We start from the raw sequence: 17,332 nt of genomic DNA, 5'->3' as shown, positions 1-17,332 counted from the left end.
CGAGACATCATGATGGCCGGGCTCGTCCCGGCTATCCATGAAAGCAGGAGGCCGGGAGCAATCCCGGCCTTTTGTCTTATTGGCTATTGCCTTATCGGCGGTGGTGATCTGAATTGGCCAAGATCCGGTCCTGGATGGCTCGGATTCAGACGCGAGACTTCACCATGCGAATGATTTTCCGTTGCGATCCAAAGCTGGCCGGTCATCTGCTGCAGCCCTTTCCGGCGCGCAGCGCCTTGCCGGACTGGCTGCGGGCAATGCCGGCGACGGCGCATTCGGACATCCACGACCGCGACATCCGCACGGTCAAGCAGTGCCCGCCCTTCGTCGATGCGATGGCCTATGGAGTCATGATTCCGCTGCCGTGCGACATCAGGATCGAGTCAGGGGAGTTTTCGTGGGATTGGGACATCCCCGAGCCGGAGACGGCGGGGCATCCGCGCGCGCCTCTGAGCTTCCATCCCGCTGCGCAGTTCGCTGCTGCGCCTTTCGCGAACGGACGCTCCGCCATCAAGTTCAACAGCTTCTGGACCATCGAGCTCGAGCCCGGCTGGTCGCTGTTCGCGACGCATCCCGTCAACCGGGATGATCTGCCGTTTCGCCTGGTGTCGGGCCTGGTCGACGCCGATCGCTTCCACGACGGCGGCATCAATTTTCCGGCCGTTTGGATCAAGCCCGAATTCTCAGGTGTCCTGGAAAAGGGCACGCCGATCGCGCAATGCTTTGCCGTTCCGCGGCAGGCGCCCGAGCTGATGTTCGAGTCCTTCGACGAGGCGCATCGGCAATCCTACGCGAAGGTTGTCGCCGACGTGCTGGCTGCGCCCAACGTCTACCGGAAGCAGTTTCGCGCAAAACGCGGGCGGCTAACGCGCTAGAGCGCGGCGCAGCCCGTCCTCGTCGAGCCAAAGACGGCCGTGCGAGGCCGACGTCAGCGCCATTGCGATCGAGCCGAACAGCTGTGGACGCAAGCGATAGGCCTGGGCAAAGGCACCCATGGCGGCGTCGACGTCTCCACCCTCCTGCAGGGCAATGCCGAGGTTGAGTGCGGCCTCGGCATGATCGGGCTTGAGGTCGAGCGCCTTGCGGTAGGCGGTGGCAGCGCCGGTGTGATCGCGCAGATCCTGCCGCGCAACGCCGAGATCGAACCACACCGAAGCCGGCGCGCTCGCTGCGACCGCTTGCGCGAGCAGGCTTGCGGCGGTGGCGGGATCGCCGTCTTCCCACGCCAGCCGTCCAAGCCGCGCCGTCGCTTCCTGATGACCGGGGACGACCTTGAGGATCGCCTGCCACGCCCCGCGCGCCTGATCTCGCAGTCCGGCCATATCGAGCGTCCGGGCCTTCTCGACGAACATCTCGCGCTGCGGGCTGGTGGCGATCGCGGCATCGAGATGTCCGAGCGCGGCGTCGAACTGGCCTTCGCTGCGCGCGATGCGGGCGGCCAGCAGTCGGGCCGGCGCATTGTTGGGCCGCTTGGCCAGACTGACGTCGATATGTGCGTGAGCCGGGGCGATGACGCCTCTGGAGAACAACACGGCGGCCAGCAGATGATGCAGCACCGGATCGGCGGGCGCGCGTGCAAGGCCTTTTTCGCATAGACGCTGCGCCTCGTCCGGCTTGCCCGCATTGAACGCGTCAGCCGCGCGGCGAACGAGTGTCTCAGTGTCCTCCATCGCCGCATTAGAGCAAGGATGCGAGGGTCCAGCAATATAGCGGGACTGGGCGCACCGAAGGAAAAAAGGCCGGGAGTGATCCCGGCCTTTTGTCTTTCTCACCTATCCCCGCAAGCGGGGAGAGGGAGACGATCACTCCGCCGGCTCGGCCTCCAGCGTCGGGTAGTCCGTGTATCCCTTGGCGCCGCCGCCGTAGAACGTGTTCTTGTCCCAATCGTTCAGCGCCGCGCCCGTCTTCAGCCGCTCGACCAGGTCGGGGTTGGAGATGAACGGCTTGCCGAAAGCGATGAGATCGGCCGCGTTTGCGTCGAGCACCTTGGTGGCGAGATCGAAATCGTAGCCGTTGTTGGCGACGTAGGCACCAGCGAAGCGCTTGCGGATGCTCGCATAGTCGAACGGGGCGACGTCGCGCGGACCGCCGGTGGCACCTTCGACGACGTGGAGATAGACAAGCTTCAGCGCGCTGAGGCCGTCGACGATATGGTCGTACAGAGCTTGCGGGTTCGAATCCGAGATGTCGTTGGCGGGCGTCACCGGCGAGATGCGGATGCCGGTGCGGTCGGCGCCGGCTTCAGTCACGACGGCCTTGGAGACTTCCAGCATCAACCTGGCGCGGTTCTCGATCGAGCCGCCATAGGCGTCGGTGCGCTTGTTGGCGCCGTCCTTGGCGAACTGCTCGAGCAGATAGCCGTTGGCGCCATGAATCTCGACGCCGTCGAAGCCGGCTTCCAGCGCATTCTTCGCGGCGCGCTTGAAATCGTCGATGATTCCCGGAATTTCGGAGAGCTCGAGCGCACGGGGCTCGGAGACGTCGGCAAAGGTGCCGTTCACGAACGTCTTGCCCTTGGCGCGGATCGCGCTCGGCGCCACCGGGGCTGCGCCATTCGCCTGGAGGTCGACATGCGAGATGCGGCCGACATGCCAGAGCTGGATGAAGATCTTGCCGCCGCGCTCATGCACCTTGTCGGTGACCTTGCGCCAGCCGGCGACCTGGTCCTTGCTGTAGATGCCGGGGGTGTCCTGGTAGCCCTGGCCCTGCTGCGAGACCTGGCTCGCTTCGGTGATCAGCAGGCCTGCGGAAGCGCGTTGGCCGTAATACTCAGCTGCGAGCGGGGAGGGGACGAAGGTGCCGGGCGAGGCGCGGTTGCGCGTCAGCGGTGCCATCACCAGGCGGTTGGCCAGCGTGATCGGGCCGAGCTTGTAGGTCTCAAACAATTTGGTCGAACGGCTCATCGGGATGCTTCCAGAGGTTAAGAGGTCTGGAACACTTGTGCATCGCGGCATCAGGCGCAAGGGATGAGCCATACGGAAAGTGCAGGCGAGCTGCGCGGCAGGGCCCGCGCAGCATGATTCATGCGCAAATTCGGCCGTGGCAGCGGATTTCCGCTGTCGTGGCCGTGCGATCCAGCAATCAGTTCGCGCCGAGGAAATCGCGTTTGCCGATCTCAACGCCGTTGTGGCGCATGATGCCGTGAGCGGTCGTGGCGTGGAAATAGAAGTTCGGCAGCGAGACGGCGCTGAAGAACTGCTGACCCCTGAGCGTCATGGTCCGGTCCGGGCCAGCCGGGAAGGTCACGTCCTTGCTGTCGGCGCCCTCGAACTGCTCTGGCTTGAACGACTTCACATAGTCGATCGTCTTCGCGAGCCGCTGCTTCAGCTCCTCAAACGTCTTTTCCGTGTCGGGCATCGAAGGCAGCTCGCCATGGGTCAGCCGGGCGCAGCCCTTGGCAGCGAAATCGCTGGCCAGCTGGATCTGCTTCGACAGCGGCAGCATGTCCGGGAACAGGCGGGAGCCGAGCATGACGCTCGGGTCGATCTTCTTGGCCGCGCAATGCGCCTCGGCCTTGGTGAGCAAGCCCGTCAAGCTGTTCAGCATTTGCAAATAGGCGGGGACGACGGCGTCATGGAAGGACATGTGATGCTCGCTTTGATGGTGGGAATCTCAGGCGGAAAACCTGAGCCACTCACATGGGAGCCTCATGGAATAATACAATTGCGAAAATGGCTTGTGCGGTGCGAAAATTCTATCGCACTGTCGCCTGGGGCTGCGCCTGTGCCGTGCCGCCGCGCATGCGGGCCAGAAGCTCCACGGTCGGCCAGGAATCGGCCGGCAGGCCGTATTTGATCTGCATCGCCTTGACGGCCGCGCGGCTCTGCTGGCCGAGAACGCCGTCGACCTTGCCGACATTGAAGCCGGCCTGGACCAGCAGCTGCTGCAATTGCTTGAGCTCGTTGAACGGCAATTGCGCCACTTGCCCGGCAGGCTTGCGCATCGGCGCTGCGCCGGCGATGCGCGAGGCGAGATAGCCTGCGGTGGTCGAATAGATCAGCGAATTATTCCATTCGGTATAGGCGGCGAAATTCGCGTAGGCCATGAAGGCTGGCCCAAAGCGTCCCATCGGCAGCAGCACGGAAGCCGGAAGATTATCGTTCGGCAGCGGCCGGCCGTCGGGATAGGTGACGCCGAACTGTGCCCATTTCGAGCGCGGCAGCTGCACGCTGAGGTCGGTCTGATCCCATGGCAGGTTCTGCGGGACCTTGATCTCTTCCAGCCACGGCTCGCCGCGCCGCCACTTCAACCCATTGGCGATGTAGTTCGCGGTCGAGCCGATCACATCGTCCCCGCTGCGTAAGAGGTCGCGCCGCCCGTCGCCATCATAGTCGACGGCGTAGTTGACATAATGCGTCGGCAGGAATTGCGTCTGGCCGAGCTCGCCGGCCCATGAGCCGATCATCTCGTCGGGCGTGAGATCGCCGCGATCGATGATCTTCAGCGCGGCGATGGTCTCGTTCACGAACATCTCCGAGCGCCGGCAGTCATAGGCGAGCGACACCAGCGATTTCAGCGTCGGCAGATTGCCCATGTTGGCACCGAAGTCGCTCTCCAGACCCCAGAACGCGGCGATGACCGCAGGCGGCACGCCGTACTCCTTCTCGGCGCGCGCGAATGCGGCCGCGTGCTGCTTGATGTGCTGCTGGCCGTTCTGCATGCGATAGGGCGCGGCCATGCGGCCGGCGAATTCGGTGAAGAGCTGGCCGAACACGCGCTGGCCGCGGTCGCGATTGACGATGCCCTGGTCGTAGACGAGGTAGGGCGAAGCCTCCGATATCGTTCGTTGCGACACGCCTGCGGCGACCGCTTGCTGTTTCACCTCGGCGAGGAAGCGATCGAAGCCCGCTCCGTTGTGGCACGAGGCGGCGCGTGGCGACGGCGCAGTCGCCCTGGGCGCCGCGGGCTTTGCGGGCGGCGGCGCGAACTGGGCGGAGGCGGGAAGGGAGAGCGCGGCGAGGGTAAGGGCCGCGATCGCAAATCGGGTCAGGAGCATGAGGTTTCCGAAAGGGGAGAGGCTTGGATTCTCGACGAAGTTTAATGGAATGATCGAGCTCAAGCCAGTGCCGCGGCTCCGCGACGCACCTTGAAACCTTGCGCTTCAGCAGGGGTCGTTCCTACCTGATGTCTGCCGGCCCGCAGTGCCTTTGGCGGCCATGGCCGGCGCTGGAGACGGTCATGAACTATCTACGTACCGGAATGCTTCTCGCAGGCCTCACCGCCTTGTTCATGGGCGTGGGCTATCTGATCGGCGGCGCCTCAGGCGCCATGATCGCGCTCGTGATTGCAGCGGCGACCAATCTCGTCACCTACTGGAACTCCGACCGCATGGTGCTCTCGATGTACGGCGCCCATGAGGTCGACCGTCAAAGCGCGCCGGAGCTGGTCGGGCTCGTGGCCGAGCTTGCTGGCCGCGCTGGGTTGCCGATGCCGCGGGTGTTCGTGATGAACGAGGCGCAGCCGAACGCGTTCGCGACAGGCCGCAATCCCGAGAACGCCGCCGTCGCCGTCACCGTCGGCCTGATGAACCAGCTCAGCCGCGAGGAGCTCGCCGGCGTGATCGCACATGAGCTTGCGCATATCAAAAATCACGACACACTGCTGATGACCATCACCGCGACCATCGCGGGTGCGATCTCCATGCTGGCGCAGTTCGGCATGTTCTTCGGCGGCCATCGCGACAACAACGGTCCCGGCATCGTCGGCTCGATCCTGATGATGATCCTCGCTCCGCTCGGAGCCATGCTGGTGCAGATGGCCATCAGCCGCACCCGCGAATATGCCGCCGACAATCTTGGCGCGCGGATCGCGGGACAGCCGATGTGGCTTGCCTCGGCGCTGGTGAAGATCGAGAGTGCCGCGCATCAGGTGCCGAATTATGATGCCGAGCGCAATCCGGCGACCGCGCATATGTTCATCATCAACCCGCTGTCGGGCCACGGCATCGACAATCTCTTCACCACCCATCCCTCGACGCAGAACCGCATCGCGGCGCTCCAGCAGCTCGCGGCCGAGCTCGGCACGCAGGCGACGCCCTCGGTTGGCGCCAACGAGAACTATCCGCCGCACGGCCCGTGGGGCCGATCATCCTCGCGCGGTCCGTGGGGATGAGCTCGCGAGCAGCGCCGGCGTATTCTCACGGCGCTGCAATTCAAGCGAGAAATTTCTGATGCAACGTCGCATTGCCGGCGTCTGGCGTGATCATCGTCAGGGTGCCGATTGTTGCTGCGCACGATCCGAAATGTAGCTTGCACTCCGTCGGCCGTTGCGCCAGACCTGTCACTGCTCGCCTTGGCTGGGGGAGCAACAGGTTGGAATGCTTGCCGAGTGGCAAGATTTGCGCATGCAAATCGCCGGAGGTTCGCATGGTACCGTTGCAGATCGAGCGTGTGGTCGAACGCGACATTGCGCCGCGTGAAGGCTTTCTGGAACGAATGGAAGGCGCGCTTCTCCTGACGTCACTGGCCTCGGTAACGGTGGTCTCGTGCTACCTGCTTGGTCTGGTGGTCTGGAAGTGCTGCATCTGGGTGCTCCAATTGGCCTAGATTGGCCTAGCCCAAGGGACGGCAGGCGAGCGGGAGGCCGCCTTGCGCGGTCATGCATTATGCTGCCATTGTGATCTGGCGCACAGAGGGCCGCCTCGGGGGGTGTTAACAGCCGACCCAGAGTGTTCCTTCGAAAGGGGATGTGCGGCCGGCCTGCCGGTCGCCGTCGAAGATGACCAGAGTTGCCCTGCCATTATTGATCGTCCTGGGCGTGGCCATCGGCCTGTCCACGCATACGGTCGTGAATTGCGGCGACGAGGATGAGCCCGACATCTGCTCGGCCGTGATCGGCTTCTCGCCGTTGCGCGGCTCCCTGATCGCCTTCGCCTATGAGGGACGTGGACGGATCGCGCTACGGCACGGCGACAACGGCCGGGCGATCGCCGATTTCAACGAGGCCATCCAGCTCAATCCCAACCGCGCCTCGCTCTACCGCGACCGCGCGCAGGCATATCGGCAGAACGGCGAGCCGGAGCTTGCGATCACCGATTATGACGAGGCGATCGCGCTCGATCCCAAGCCGGCGGCGCCCTATCGCGAGCGCGGCCGTGCACTCATCGCCAAAGGCGATCTCGACCGCGCCATCCTGAGCTACAGCACGGCGGTCCGTCTCGACCCCCGCGATGCGCAGGCCCGCCTCGACCGTGGCCTCGCATTCCTTGCGCGCGGCCAGGCCATCGAGGCCCGCGCCGATTTCGAAGCCGCCCTTGCGCTGCCTCCCGGCAAGGACAGCCGGGCCCATGACGCCGCGCGCGCCAAGCTCGCCGAGCTCACCCGTTCCGAGCCGACCGAGGTCTCGACACCGCGGCGGTGAAAGCGCCGGCCGGCTATTTTGCTTTCTTTGCTTTTGCCGCCTTGGCCTTCGCGGCCTTCTTCGCCGGCTTGTCTTTCACGGGCTTTTCCTTGGCAGGCTTTTCCGCCTTCACCTCGGCTTGCGTGCTGGCGGCGAGCCGCATCGCGCGGGCGTAGCTGTCGGCGACGTTGTCTGCGGACATCTGCAGGCGCCTTGCGGCGGCCGTGGCCTGTTCCATGGTGGCCTTGGCCATCATCTTGAAGCGGGCGCCGGTCTCCTTGCTCTTGGCCTTGGCTGCGAGGCCGCTGAAGCGATCCCGCCGCTCCTTGGCGCGGGTCATCAGGCCCGTCTGCAGCTGTCTGGCCAGTTGCCGGATCACGACATCCAGGTCGGCGTCCGCCATGTCTTCTATCCTCTTCGAAACAGTCCAATCGATGCGGCGGGACTATGCAGATCAGCCCCCACCTTGGCAATTGCCGCCCGTGCGTCATCCGCAGCTTCCGGCCTTCCAAAACGAAAAAGCCGCGCATGTCGCGCGGCTTTTGGCTTGAGGTTGGCGCAGGTGAGCCAGACCGAACTCACTTCAGCGAGGCGACCGGTCCGCTCGAGGCCGCTGCCGGATCGGGGTCGAAGCCGAACACGCCGACCAGATATTTGTAATAGTCCGGCATCTTCTCCTTGAGCGCCGCGCGGGTCTTCGGATCCTGGTAATCGCTCTTTCCCGCCAGGAAAATGCTCGCGGTCACGGCAAAGAATTCCATGTGATTCTTCATCGCGTAGGCCTCCTTGGGCAGGAGATCCTTGGACTTGGCATAGGCGTAATAGCTGATCACGCCCTTGTTGGCGTAGCCGTCGGGCAAGAGTCGTGCGTGATAGGCGTGCAGCATTTCATGCAGCAACACGGCCTCTTTCTCGTAGCGCATCATGTCCGGCCGGATCATGATCACGCCGAGCCCGGAATCGACCGCGAGGTCGACGGCGTTCGGATTGGTCCAGCGCTGCTTGTCATGGTCCCACACCGTCAGCGTGCGGGGCGAGGTGCGCTGGATGTCCGGCGTGACCCGGCCGTAGCAGGCGGTCGCGGCGCCTTCGTCCAGGCAAGCCAGCTCGCTCGCGATGATCGGAACGGTGTGGAAGAAACGCATCACGCGCGGCGAGAGGCCGGCGGCCTCGACGACGTCGATCTGCTGCTTCAGATTGTCTGTGAGCTTGTCGAGGTCCTTGCGATCGGACGCCTCCGACACGTCGAACATGTAGCCGCGATAGCTCTGAAAGCCGGGCGGCAGCGGCTTCGCGGCATCGGCCGACGCAACGTCGAGCGAGCCGGCGTTGGACGGATTGGCAAAGAGCGCGCCGACAACGGTCGCGGTCAGCAGCAACGCAATGCGCATGATGAACCCCCTGATGTCACTTCACGCGGCAGGATAAGCTGCCGTTGTTTGCGAAAAGTGAGTGGGGCGAGACTAAGGCAGCGATGTTGAGGCGTGCTTAATCCTTGGTTGCAGATCGCGCAGGCGGATTAGGGCAGGGTTAACCAAGCAGGGTATCCCGGCTCCGCGCTTCGGCGTAGGATCGATGCCGGGCACCATGCCCACAGCAATACCCGGAAGGGAGGATGCCATGTATGCCGCCATCCGTCAGGCCAAGGCCAAGAGCGGAAGCGCCGAGGAGCTTGCTCGCCGCATCAAGGACGGTGCCGTTCCGATCATCAGCGACGTCGACGGCTTCAGGGCCTATTACGTGGTCTATGCCGGCGACGACACCGTGACCGCGATCTCCATCTTCGACAAATTCGAGCAGGCCGAGGAGGCCAACAAGCGCGCGATCGCCTGGATCGAGAAGGATCTGGGCTCGCTGCTGGCCGGGCACGCGAGCGCCGCGGCCGGGCCGGTGATCGTGCATACGCTGGCGTGAGGGTGGCGGTTCGCGCTCGCCTCGCGCTCAACTGTCATCGCCCGGCTTGACGATCCAGTACGCCGAGACGGTGGTGGTTGAACCGAGGCGCCGCGGCGTACTGGATGCCCCCGCTTTCGCGGGGCATGACAGTTGAGCTTCACAACTCCCTTGCATTCGAGAACGCGAAGCTCGACACCCTTCTCGTCGTCTCGTCCAAAATCAGCGTGCGCGTGATCGGCGGCTCGGCGCGCTGGGCGCAGTTTTCGCGCTCGCAGAGGCGGCAGTTGACGCCGATGGGCGTGCCTTCCGTTTTCTCCAGATCCATGCCGGCTGCATAGACCAGGCGTGACGCATGACGGATCTCGCAGCCGAGGCCGATGGCGAAGCGCGGCTGTGGCAGCGGGTGCGGCGCGACGGGACGGCGCACCATCTGTGCGATCGAGAAATAGCGCGTGCCGTCGGAGAGCTCGATCACCTGCTTGAGCAGGCGATCCGGCGTGTCGAAGGTCGAGTGCACGTTCCACAAAGGACAGGTGCCGCCGAATTTCGAGAACGGGAACGTGCCGGACGAGAAGCGCTTGGAGACGTTGCCGGCATTGTCGACACGCAGGAGGAAGAACGGAATGCCGCGCGCGTTCGGCCGCTGCAAGGTGGTGAGGCGATGGCAGACCTGCTCGAAGCCGGAATTGAAGCGCTGCGCCAGCACGTGAATGTCGTAGTTCAGTGCTTCGGCCGCGGCGAGGAACGCCGGATACGGCATCATCACCGCTGCCGCAAAATAATTGCCGAGTGTGATGCGGAACAGCCGCCGCGGCGCATCGTCGAGCGGTCCGGCGCGGCCGATGATGGTCTCCAGGGCTTGCGCGCATTCGCCCAGGCCCAGCTGAAAGGCGAGCTGGAAGGCGCGGCCGGGCGGATCGACCAGCTCCGAGATCAGCAACTGGCGGCGGTGGCGGTCGAAACGGCGGAGCGTCTCGCGCATTACGTCGACAGGCATGATGCGGGTCTGGATCGAATGCTTTTCCCGCAGGCGCTCCACAAGCGCGGCATAGAGCCCCTCGGCCGGCACATTCAATTCGTCGCGCAGGTTTTCCGCGGCCTGCTCGAGCTCCGGAAAATAGTTGCGATTGGCCTCGATCAGCTCGCGCACGCGCTCGACCGGATTGGCCTCATAGCGCGTGCCGACGTCGCGGTCGGCCATCTGCGCGGCCGCCAGAGTCTCGCCCTGGCGCGCCTCGGTATAGGCGGCATAGAGCCGTTGCAGTGCATGGGTGACGCCGGGGCAGAGCTCGGCGAGGTCGCGCAGCTCCTGCTTGGGCACGTCGATCTGGCGGAACAGCGGATCGGAGAAGATCTCGTTCAGTTCGGCGAAGAAGCGGTCCTCGTCGGCGGTGGCGAGGTCGCGCAAATCGAGGTCGTAGGTCTCGGCCAGCCGCAGCAGGATCTGCGCTGTCACAGGGCGCTGGTTCCGCTCGATCAGGTTGACGTAGCTCGGCGAAATCCCGAGTCCCTCGGCGATCTGGGTCTGCGACAGCCCCAATTGTTGCCGGATCCGCCGGAAGCGGGGGCCGACGAACAGCTTTTTCCCGGACTCAGCGGGCATTTCAGGCCTCCAGAGACATCAAGGTCAGTCTTTCTGACCTATAAATTACAAGATTTACAAAATAACATCTATTACATGTTCTGATGTTACATGACATCACCATTCAAATACAAGGCCTCTGTACGAACTTCTCTTTCTCGCGTTTATCTCGTGACACGCATTTCGCAATGCATTGTCAAAAATGTCGATGACGAAGCACTTCGTTTTGTCATCCGTCGAGAAGGATAAGGCACATGAACTACCAGCCCCGCGGCATCAGCACCCTTCAGGGCCCGGCCTCGTATCAGAGCGAGATCGACGCAGCCCAGGCGCTCCTCAAGACCCAGCCGACCTGGAACGGGGTGACGGCCGAGGCCGTCGCGCGCATGCGCCTGCAGAACCGTTTCAAGACCGGCCTCGACGTTGCCCGCTACACCGCGGCGCTGATGCGGGCCGACATGGCGGCCTATGACAACGATCCGACCAAGTACACCCAGTCGCTGGGGTGCTGGCACGGCTTCATCGCCCAGCAGAAGCTGATCTCGATCAAGAAGCATTTCGGCGGCAGGACCGATCGCAAATACCTGTACCTGTCCGGCTGGATGATCGCGGCCCTGCGCTCCGAATTCGGACCGCTGCCCGACCAGTCGATGCACGAGAAGACCTCGGTGCCGGCGCTGATCGAGGAGCTCTACACCTTCCTCCGTCAGGCGGATTCCCGCGAGCTGAACGACATCTTCCGCAGCCTGGACAAGGCGCGCAAGGAAGGCGACACCGCGCGTGAGAAGGAGCTGATCGCGAAGATCGACAACTTCCAGACCCACGTCGTTCCCGTCATCGCCGACATCGACGCCGGCTTCGGCAACGCCGAGGCGACCTATCTGCTCGCCAAGAAGATGATCGAAGCGGGCGCCTGTGCGCTCCAGATCGAGAACCAGGTCTCGGACGAGAAGCAGTGCGGTCACCAGGATGGCAAGGTCACCGTGCCGCACGAGGTGTTCATCGCCAAGATCCGCGCCTGCCGCCACGCCTTCCTCGAGCTCGGCGTCGAAGACGGCATCATCGTCACCCGCACCGACTCGCTCGGTGCTGGTCTCACGCAGCAGATCGCTGTCAGCCACAAGCCCGGTGATATCGGCGACCAGTACAACAGCTTCCTCGACTGCGAGGAAGTCACGGCGGCGAATGCCAGGAACGGCGACGTCATCATCAACCGCAACGGCAAGATGATGCGTCCGAAGCGGCTGCCCTCGAACCTCTACCAGTTCCGCGCCGGCACGGGCGAGGACCGCTGCGTGCTCGACAGCATCACTTCGCTCCAGAACGGCGCGGACCTGCTGTGGATCGAGACCGAGAAGCCGCATATCGAGCAGATCGCCAAGATGGTCGACCGCATCCGCGAGGTCATCCCGAACGCCAAGCTCGCCTACAACAACTCGCCGTCCTTCAACTGGACCATCAACTTCCGTCAGCAGGTCTACGACGCGATGAAGGAAGCCGGCAAGGATGTCAGCAAGTACAGCCGCGCCGAGCTGATGAAGCCGGAATATGACGATACGCCGCTGGCCATCGAGGCCGACGAGCGCATCCGCACCTTCCAGGCGGATTCGGCCAAGCGCGCCGGCATCTTCCATCACCTGATCACGCTGCCGACCTACCACACGGCCGCGCTGTCCACCGACAATCTCGCACGCGAGTATTTCGGCGAGCAGGGTATGCTCGGCTACGTCAAGAACGTGCAGCGCCAGGAGATCCGTCAGGGCATCGCCTGCGCCAAGCACCAGAACATGGCCGGCTCCGACATCGGCGACGACCACAAGGAATACTTTGCGGGCGAAGCGGCCCTGAAGGCGGGCGGCGCCCACAACACCATGAACCAGTTCGGCTAACGCACCTCGACAGGAGACTGACAATGACCAAAGGCAGCAATTTCTGGGTGATCGGCGGCGAGTTCGGCTCGATGAACTTCCACAAGCTCGTCGAAGGCTCGGCCCAGGTGCAGGGTCCGTTCAAGACCCGCAAGGAAGCCGAAGACGCCTGGCGCTCGGTTTCGGAAGAGAACCGCCACAAGGCCGGCGTCCGTTTCTCGATCGTGGAAGAGCCGTCCCGGGTCTCGGCCTGACGGCTGGCTGATAAACGACTTAAGAAGACGTCCAAGGACGGAAGGTCCCATCCGGCGCAAGCCGGGTGGGATCGTCTGTTTTTGGCACACATCAGCGGCCTGTGGGCACCGTAAGTATCTGGAATAATGGGCCCTTTGCGGGGCTGTTGGTTGCTGATAGGTTAATGGGAGAGTTGAGGACAGGGACGACAATGTCAGAGCCCGAGACCAGCGGTATCAATCCCGGCCAGCCGCGTCCGGTGCGGCTGCGCGATGCGCTGTTGCGCGCGCGGATTGAGGCTGCCGATCGGACCGGCGTGGTCGTCGATCTCAGGGACGCCGAGGTGGCCCGGCTCGAGATCCTCAACGACGCGCTCGATCCGCTGTTCGCCCAGGTGCCTGACAGGATCGACCTGTTCGACCGCGGCATCAGCCAGGGTGATACGCCGAGACTCTGGGTCGACGTCGTTGCCCATATCATGATGGGACGCGACAAGCGGCAATACCGCTTCGTCCAGGACACCCGGTTCGGCCGCATCGTGCTCGCCGAATCGCACGACACCGCCGTGATCGTGGACGCCGTGACCGACTACGTCGCCCGCCGCATGATCGAGCGCGAGCATGCGATGGTGGTGCCGCCAGAGCCCAAGGAGGAAGCTGCGGAGCAGCCGCCGCGCCGCTCGCGCGTCTGGCCGTTCCTGTTCGGCTTCATCCTCGGGGCCGCCGCGTTGTTCGGTGTCGCCGTGCTCGCGGTGTTGCGGAGCTGGTAAGTTTTATCCACCGTCATCCCGGGGAATGACAGCCAACTACACCACCCGCGTGCGTTTGATCTCCCGGATCTGCAGGCCATGATCGATGCTCCGCACGATCTGCTCGCAGCGCCAGCCGGCATTGTCCTTCTCGATCGCAAACAAATTGTAGGCCGCCGCGGGATAGCGCCCGTGCGCGAGCGCGGAGGCCGATGGCACGCCAATCGCGGGAATGTTGCCATCAGGGCCTTCGAACCACATGGTCGAATGAATGTGGTCGTGCCCGTGCAGGATCAGCTCGACACCCCGGCGCTTCAGCAGCGCCAGCAGCGCGACCGAATCCGTCAGCCGCTTCTGGCGCGCGTCGGACTTCAGGGGGTGATGCACCAGCAACACGCGGAAGACGTCTTCGGCCGCGAGCTGCACGAGCACCTGTTCGAGATTAGCGAGCTGATCGCGCCCGAGCGTGCCCGTCGCCATCAAGGGCAGCGTCGGCACGGCGCTGGAGAGGCTGATCAGCGCAACCGGCCCGCGCCGGCGCACGCCGGGAAAGCCAACGCGGCCCTCGTCGTCCGCGAGATAAGGCGCAAAGGTCTCGCCGAAGCGGTGATAGGTCGCGCGGACATAGGCATCGTGATTGCCGGGAATTGTGGTGACGCGGTCGGGCGGGCCGACACTGTCGAGCCAGGCGCGCGCCGGTGCGAATTCCGCCTCCATCGCCAGGTTGACGAGATCGCCGGTCACCGCGATATGGTCCGGCGCCTGCGCCTGCACATCCGCAACCAGCGCGTCGAGCACCTCGCGGCGCTGGTATTTATGGCGGTTGCGCGTCCAGTTGACGTAGCCGAGCACGCGCTTGCCGGCGAGCTCGGTCAGCTGCGGCTTCGGCAGCGGCGGCAGATGCGGGTCGGACAGATGGGCGAGCGTGAAGGGTGCCATGAAAGATGCCATCGCGCGCGATTGCCTCGCTATTCATATGCTGTAATGGCAAGGTCGCCGGCAACGTGCAAGGAAAGCCTGAAAGAGGAAAGCCTGAGAGACTGATGGGAGAGCGTCTGTACCGGATCCGACGGAAATTCGAGCCGCTGCTGCGGCGGTTCTTCCACGCCTATTTCCTGGTGGTCCGTGGCATGACGCTGGGCGTTCGCGCCGTGGTGCTCGATGCCGACAACAAGGTGTTTCTGGTCAAGCACAGCTACGTCTCCGGCTGGTATCTGCCCGGCGGCGGGGTCGACTTTGGCGAGACCATGGAACAGGCGATGCGCCGCGAGCTCAAGGAGGAGGGCGACATCGACCTGACCGGAGAGGCCCTGCTGCATGGCATCTTTCTGAACAGCCATGTCTCCCGCCGCGACCATGTCGCGGTCTACGTCGTCAGGCATTTCCGGCAGGACCGGTTGCCCGAGCCCAACCGCGAGATCATCGAATGCGGCTTCTTCGACGCTGCCGCGCTGCCGGAGGGGGTAACGCCCGGCACGCGGCTGCGGATCGCGGAAGTGCTCGATGGCAAGCCCCTGATGACGACGTGGCGCTGAGGGCGGGCTATGCTAGTACGGGTCCGCACGGGCACCACGGAAACCTGATGAAAGCTGCAAAACTCGTCTTCGGCCTGATCTGCCTTGCGATCCTCGCCAGCAACATTTGGACAATGTCGCGCTGGAGCGAGGCGCGTGGGGTCTACGACGACATCTGCTATCTCAGGCAGGCACATCTGTTTCAGCGCTTCGGCGCCGGCGGGCTCGACACCAATGTGGTGAGGGACGACGATCGCTACTTCGAAGGCAAGATGAAGGAGATCGCCTTTCCCGAGTGGACGGATCAGCTCCGCTGGCCGTGCCACAATCCGATGCGGGGCGGCAAGATCGTGCTGCAATATCCGCCGGGCACGGGCTTCCTGCTGGCGCTGTTTCCGGAAGGCCATCAGGTGGTGCCGCTCTACATTGCCGCGAGCCTGGTCGTGTGCGGCCTCGCGCTAACAGGCATTGGTCTGGCGCGGACGCTGCCGTCGGTCGTCGGCGCAGGCCTGTTCGGCGCACTTACCGTCTATCTCATGATCAACCCGGCCAAGGCGAGCTATTCGATCGCGCCGACCATGGCCGTGTGCGCTGTTGCAGGTTTCCTGACTGCGGTTTGGCTGAGCAGAGACAAACGCAGCGTTCTGCTGATTGCGTTGATAGGTCTCCTGCTCGGCATCTCCGTCAATTTCAGGCTGCCGAACGCACTGCTCGCCGCCGGCTATTTCCTGTTCCTCGGCATTCCCTTTTTGTGGACGCGCTCCCTCGCAACGTTCGTGCAGGGCCTTGCCTTCGGTGCGGGCGTGCTGGTCGGTATGGCGCCGACGCTGGTCGCGCAGGCCATCAACGCCGGCAGCGCGCTGGCGACGACCTATGGCAGCGCCGACGTGGTCGCGCCCGCGTTCGATCTTGCCGTGTTCGGCCAGTATTTGCGCGACATGCAGTTCGTGCTGATCGTGCTCGCGATCGGCGCGACACTCTGGCTGCTGCGGGCCGGCGAGGGGCATATGCGACAGGCCGCGCTCGTCGTTGCGGGCAACCTCGTCGTCAATCTCGGCTTCTTCATGAGCCATCCGATCTTCACGCCGTACTATGTCGTGCCGATTGCGATGCTGTCGCTGTGGACGCTGTCGTTTGCCCGGCTGCTGCAGCCTGCCGCTGTGCCTGAGGCTGCATCGACTCGGCATGAGCCGGCCAGTCTCGGAGCGATACCGCAATGACATCGGCCCAACCTCGCATCGCCGTGCTGGTGCCCTGCTACAACGAGGAGGCGGCGGTTGCGACTGTCGTCGCCAATTTCCGCAGCGCGCTGCCTGCCGCGGAGATCTATGTCTACGACAACAACTCACGCGACCGTACCGCTTCCGTCGCGCGTGAGGCCGGTGCGATCGTCCGTAGCGAGCGGCGGCAGGGCAAGGGCCACGTCGTGCGCCGTATGTTCGCCGACGTCGAGGCCGACATCTACGTGCTGGTCGACGGCGATGCCACCTACGACGCGCCGAGCGCGCCCGCCATGATCGACAAGCTGCTCGACGGGCATCTCGACATGGTGGTCGGGCTCCGCATCGACCAGTCGCAGGCGGCCTACCGTCTCGGCCATCGCACCGGCAACCGCATGCTGACCGGCTTCCTGTCATCCACCTTCGGACAGGAGTTCAAGGACATCCTGTCCGGCTACCGCGTTTTTTCGCGCCGCTTCGTCAAATCCTTCCCTGTGCTCTCCGACGGTTTCGAGATCGAGACCGAGCTTGCGGTCTACGCGCTGGAATTGTCGCTGCCGGTGGCCGAGGTCGAGACACCCTATTACGCCCGCCCCGAGGGCTCATTCTCGAAGCTCAACACCTGGCGCGACGGCTTTCGCATTCTCGGCACCATGCTCAAGCTCTACCGCTCGGAGCGGCCGCTGCGCTTCTTCACGGTGATCGGAATCCTGCTGGCGTTGGTCGCGATCATCCTCGCGATCCCGATCGTCATCACTTTCATCGAGACCGGACTGGTGCCACGCTTTCCGACTGCCATCCTGTCGATGGGCCTGATGATCATGGCGATGCTGTCGGTCTCGTCCGGGCTCGTGCTCGATACCGTGACGCGCGGCCGGCGGGAGATGAAGATGTTGGCCTATTTGTCCCAGCCGGCGCTGAAAAGCGACTGA

At 64.0% G+C, this 17,332-nt stretch carries 19 protein-coding genes; 11 read left to right on the top strand and 8 right to left on the bottom strand.

Features of this window, described 5'->3' with window-relative positions; genetic code table 11:
- Window positions 1–164: 164 nt before the first annotated feature.
- The gene (locus XI06_RS20140) at window positions 165–875 is read left to right on the top strand and encodes a hypothetical protein (protein ID WP_271606265.1); all 711 of its coding nucleotides are present in this window, start codon (window positions 165–167) and stop codon (window positions 873–875) included.
- On the opposite strand, the gene XI06_RS20135 is transcribed toward XI06_RS20140, so the two are convergent.
- The 4 genes from XI06_RS20135 to XI06_RS20120 all read right to left on the bottom strand — a co-directional run bounded on the left by XI06_RS20135 (window position 864) and on the right by XI06_RS20120 (window position 4,996).
- Window positions 864–1,670: a tetratricopeptide repeat protein gene (locus XI06_RS20135; protein ID WP_271606264.1), complete on the bottom strand. Its 807-nt coding sequence runs from the start codon at window positions 1,668–1,670 to the stop codon at window positions 864–866. The genes XI06_RS20140 and XI06_RS20135 overlap by 12 nt on opposite strands.
- 132 nt (window positions 1,671–1,802) lie before the next feature.
- The gene (locus XI06_RS20130) at window positions 1,803–2,903 is read right to left on the bottom strand and encodes an alkene reductase (RefSeq protein WP_271606263.1); all 1,101 of its coding nucleotides are present in this window, start codon (window positions 2,901–2,903) and stop codon (window positions 1,803–1,805) included.
- Window positions 2,904–3,081: 178 nt separating this feature from the next.
- Window positions 3,082–3,585 (bottom strand): DUF1993 domain-containing protein, encoded by a 504-nt coding sequence (locus XI06_RS20125; protein ID WP_271606262.1) that lies wholly within the window; start codon window positions 3,583–3,585, stop codon window positions 3,082–3,084.
- 109 nt (window positions 3,586–3,694) lie between these two features.
- Window positions 3,695–4,996 (bottom strand): lytic murein transglycosylase, encoded by a 1,302-nt coding sequence (locus tag XI06_RS20120; protein WP_237891731.1) that lies wholly within the window; start codon window positions 4,994–4,996, stop codon window positions 3,695–3,697.
- Between the two features lie 182 nt (window positions 4,997–5,178).
- Here XI06_RS20120 and htpX point away from each other — a divergent pair, with 182 nt between their 5' ends.
- The 3 genes from htpX (at window position 5,179) to XI06_RS20105 (ending at window position 7,359) form a co-directional block, all read left to right on the top strand.
- Entirely contained in the window at window positions 5,179–6,111 is a 933-nt protein-coding gene (gene htpX, locus XI06_RS20115; protein ID WP_237891730.1) for a zinc metalloprotease HtpX, read from the top strand.
- A gap of 254 nt (window positions 6,112–6,365) precedes the next feature.
- Complete coding sequence (locus XI06_RS20110) at window positions 6,366–6,545, top strand: hypothetical protein (RefSeq protein WP_271606261.1); 180 nt, start codon at window positions 6,366–6,368, stop codon at window positions 6,543–6,545.
- A gap of 172 nt (window positions 6,546–6,717) precedes the next feature.
- Window positions 6,718–7,359: a tetratricopeptide repeat protein gene (locus tag XI06_RS20105; RefSeq protein ID WP_237866463.1), complete on the top strand. Its 642-nt coding sequence runs from the start codon at window positions 6,718–6,720 to the stop codon at window positions 7,357–7,359.
- Window positions 7,360–7,372: 13 nt separating this feature from the next.
- Here XI06_RS20105 and XI06_RS20100 read toward each other — a convergent pair whose 3' ends face one another.
- Window positions 7,373–7,741 carry a hypothetical protein gene (locus XI06_RS20100; protein ID WP_237866462.1) on the bottom strand — a complete coding sequence of 123 codons (369 nt, stop codon included), beginning with the start codon at window positions 7,739–7,741 and terminating at the stop codon, window positions 7,373–7,375.
- Window positions 7,742–7,916: 175 nt separating this feature from the next.
- A complete protein-coding gene (locus XI06_RS20095; RefSeq protein WP_237870097.1) occupies window positions 7,917–8,729 on the bottom strand; it encodes a hypothetical protein in 813 nt (270 codons plus the stop codon).
- 229 nt (window positions 8,730–8,958) lie between these two features.
- Here XI06_RS20095 and XI06_RS20090 point away from each other — a divergent pair, with 229 nt between their 5' ends.
- Window positions 8,959–9,252: an antibiotic biosynthesis monooxygenase gene (locus XI06_RS20090; RefSeq protein WP_074120044.1), complete on the top strand. Its 294-nt coding sequence runs from the start codon at window positions 8,959–8,961 to the stop codon at window positions 9,250–9,252.
- Between the two features lie 139 nt (window positions 9,253–9,391).
- Here the strand turns inward: XI06_RS20090 and XI06_RS20085 are convergent, their stop codons facing one another.
- Window positions 9,392–10,837, bottom strand: a complete 1,446-nt coding sequence (locus XI06_RS20085) for a helix-turn-helix domain-containing protein (RefSeq protein WP_237866460.1) — start codon at window positions 10,835–10,837, stop codon at window positions 9,392–9,394.
- A gap of 233 nt (window positions 10,838–11,070) precedes the next feature.
- Here XI06_RS20085 and XI06_RS20080 point away from each other — a divergent pair, with 233 nt between their 5' ends.
- The 3 genes from XI06_RS20080 to XI06_RS20070 all read left to right on the top strand — a co-directional run bounded on the left by XI06_RS20080 (window position 11,071) and on the right by XI06_RS20070 (window position 13,687).
- Window positions 11,071–12,705, top strand: coding sequence for an isocitrate lyase (locus XI06_RS20080; RefSeq protein WP_271606260.1), 1,635 nt, complete (start codon window positions 11,071–11,073; stop codon window positions 12,703–12,705).
- Between the two features lie 23 nt (window positions 12,706–12,728).
- Window positions 12,729–12,938 carry a DUF4170 domain-containing protein gene (locus tag XI06_RS20075; RefSeq protein WP_008137787.1) on the top strand — a complete coding sequence of 70 codons (210 nt, stop codon included), beginning with the start codon at window positions 12,729–12,731 and terminating at the stop codon, window positions 12,936–12,938.
- Window positions 12,939–13,129: 191 nt separating this feature from the next.
- The gene (locus XI06_RS20070; protein WP_271606259.1) at window positions 13,130–13,687 is read left to right on the top strand and encodes a hypothetical protein; all 558 of its coding nucleotides are present in this window, start codon (window positions 13,130–13,132) and stop codon (window positions 13,685–13,687) included.
- Window positions 13,688–13,723: 36 nt separating this feature from the next.
- Here XI06_RS20070 and XI06_RS20065 read toward each other — a convergent pair whose 3' ends face one another.
- Window positions 13,724–14,605 carry a metallophosphoesterase family protein gene (locus tag XI06_RS20065; RefSeq protein WP_271606258.1) on the bottom strand — a complete coding sequence of 294 codons (882 nt, stop codon included), beginning with the start codon at window positions 14,603–14,605 and terminating at the stop codon, window positions 13,724–13,726.
- A 104-nt stretch (window positions 14,606–14,709) separates the two neighbouring features.
- Here XI06_RS20065 and XI06_RS20060 point away from each other — a divergent pair, with 104 nt between their 5' ends.
- Genes XI06_RS20060 through XI06_RS20050 form a run of 3 tightly spaced genes read left to right on the top strand, consistent with a single transcriptional unit; the run spans window position 14,710 to window position 17,332 of the window.
- On the top strand, window positions 14,710–15,201 hold the full coding sequence (locus XI06_RS20060) for an NUDIX domain-containing protein (RefSeq protein ID WP_237866456.1): 492 nt from the start codon (window positions 14,710–14,712) through the stop codon (window positions 15,199–15,201).
- 47 nt (window positions 15,202–15,248) lie between these two features.
- On the top strand, window positions 15,249–16,400 hold the full coding sequence (locus XI06_RS20055; RefSeq protein WP_271606257.1) for a hypothetical protein: 1,152 nt from the start codon (window positions 15,249–15,251) through the stop codon (window positions 16,398–16,400).
- Complete coding sequence (locus tag XI06_RS20050; RefSeq protein WP_237866454.1) at window positions 16,397–17,332, top strand: glycosyltransferase family 2 protein; 936 nt, start codon at window positions 16,397–16,399, stop codon at window positions 17,330–17,332. Before XI06_RS20055 ends, XI06_RS20050 begins: the two co-directional genes overlap by 4 nt.

It is taken from the genome of Bradyrhizobium sp. CCBAU 11434 (genome assembly GCF_028128895.1).
In the GTDB taxonomy this organism is placed as follows: domain Bacteria; phylum Pseudomonadota; class Alphaproteobacteria; order Rhizobiales; family Xanthobacteraceae; genus Bradyrhizobium; species Bradyrhizobium zhengyangense.
Note: the sequence above shows the minus strand (reverse complement) of the source record. Positions and strands in the feature narration are given on the sequence as shown.

Bases quoted from the DNA above. Each gene is read 5' to 3' on its own strand.
- htpX (WP_237891730.1), top strand. From the start codon at position 5,179: ATGAACTATCTACGTACCGGAATGCTTCTCGCAGGCCTCACCGCCTTG.
- XI06_RS20120 (WP_237891731.1), bottom strand. From the start codon at position 4,996: ATGCTCCTGACCCGATTTGCGATCGCGGCCCTTACCCTCGCCGCGCTC.
- XI06_RS20135 (WP_271606264.1), bottom strand. From the start codon at position 1,670: ATGGAGGACACTGAGACACTCGTTCGCCGCGCGGCTGACGCGTTCAAT.
- XI06_RS20070 (WP_271606259.1), top strand. From the start codon at position 13,130: ATGTCAGAGCCCGAGACCAGCGGTATCAATCCCGGCCAGCCGCGTCCG.
- XI06_RS20085 (WP_237866460.1), bottom strand. From the start codon at position 10,837: ATGCCCGCTGAGTCCGGGAAAAAGCTGTTCGTCGGCCCCCGCTTCCGG.
- XI06_RS20055 (WP_271606257.1), top strand. From the start codon at position 15,249: ATGAAAGCTGCAAAACTCGTCTTCGGCCTGATCTGCCTTGCGATCCTC.
- XI06_RS20065 (WP_271606258.1), bottom strand. From the start codon at position 14,605: ATGGCACCCTTCACGCTCGCCCATCTGTCCGACCCGCATCTGCCGCCG.
- XI06_RS20110 (WP_271606261.1), top strand. From the start codon at position 6,366: ATGGTACCGTTGCAGATCGAGCGTGTGGTCGAACGCGACATTGCGCCG.
- XI06_RS20105 (WP_237866463.1), top strand. From the start codon at position 6,718: ATGACCAGAGTTGCCCTGCCATTATTGATCGTCCTGGGCGTGGCCATC.
- XI06_RS20125 (WP_271606262.1), bottom strand. From the start codon at position 3,585: ATGTCCTTCCATGACGCCGTCGTCCCCGCCTATTTGCAAATGCTGAAC.
- XI06_RS20130 (WP_271606263.1), bottom strand. From the start codon at position 2,903: ATGAGCCGTTCGACCAAATTGTTTGAGACCTACAAGCTCGGCCCGATC.
- XI06_RS20100 (WP_237866462.1), bottom strand. From the start codon at position 7,741: ATGGCGGACGCCGACCTGGATGTCGTGATCCGGCAACTGGCCAGACAG.
- XI06_RS20050 (WP_237866454.1), top strand. From the start codon at position 16,397: ATGACATCGGCCCAACCTCGCATCGCCGTGCTGGTGCCCTGCTACAAC.
- XI06_RS20080 (WP_271606260.1), top strand. From the start codon at position 11,071: ATGAACTACCAGCCCCGCGGCATCAGCACCCTTCAGGGCCCGGCCTCG.
- XI06_RS20140 (WP_271606265.1), top strand. From the start codon at position 165: ATGCGAATGATTTTCCGTTGCGATCCAAAGCTGGCCGGTCATCTGCTG.
- XI06_RS20060 (WP_237866456.1), top strand. From the start codon at position 14,710: ATGGGAGAGCGTCTGTACCGGATCCGACGGAAATTCGAGCCGCTGCTG.
- XI06_RS20090 (WP_074120044.1), top strand. From the start codon at position 8,959: ATGTATGCCGCCATCCGTCAGGCCAAGGCCAAGAGCGGAAGCGCCGAG.
- XI06_RS20095 (WP_237870097.1), bottom strand. From the start codon at position 8,729: ATGCGCATTGCGTTGCTGCTGACCGCGACCGTTGTCGGCGCGCTCTTT.
- XI06_RS20075 (WP_008137787.1), top strand. From the start codon at position 12,729: ATGACCAAAGGCAGCAATTTCTGGGTGATCGGCGGCGAGTTCGGCTCG.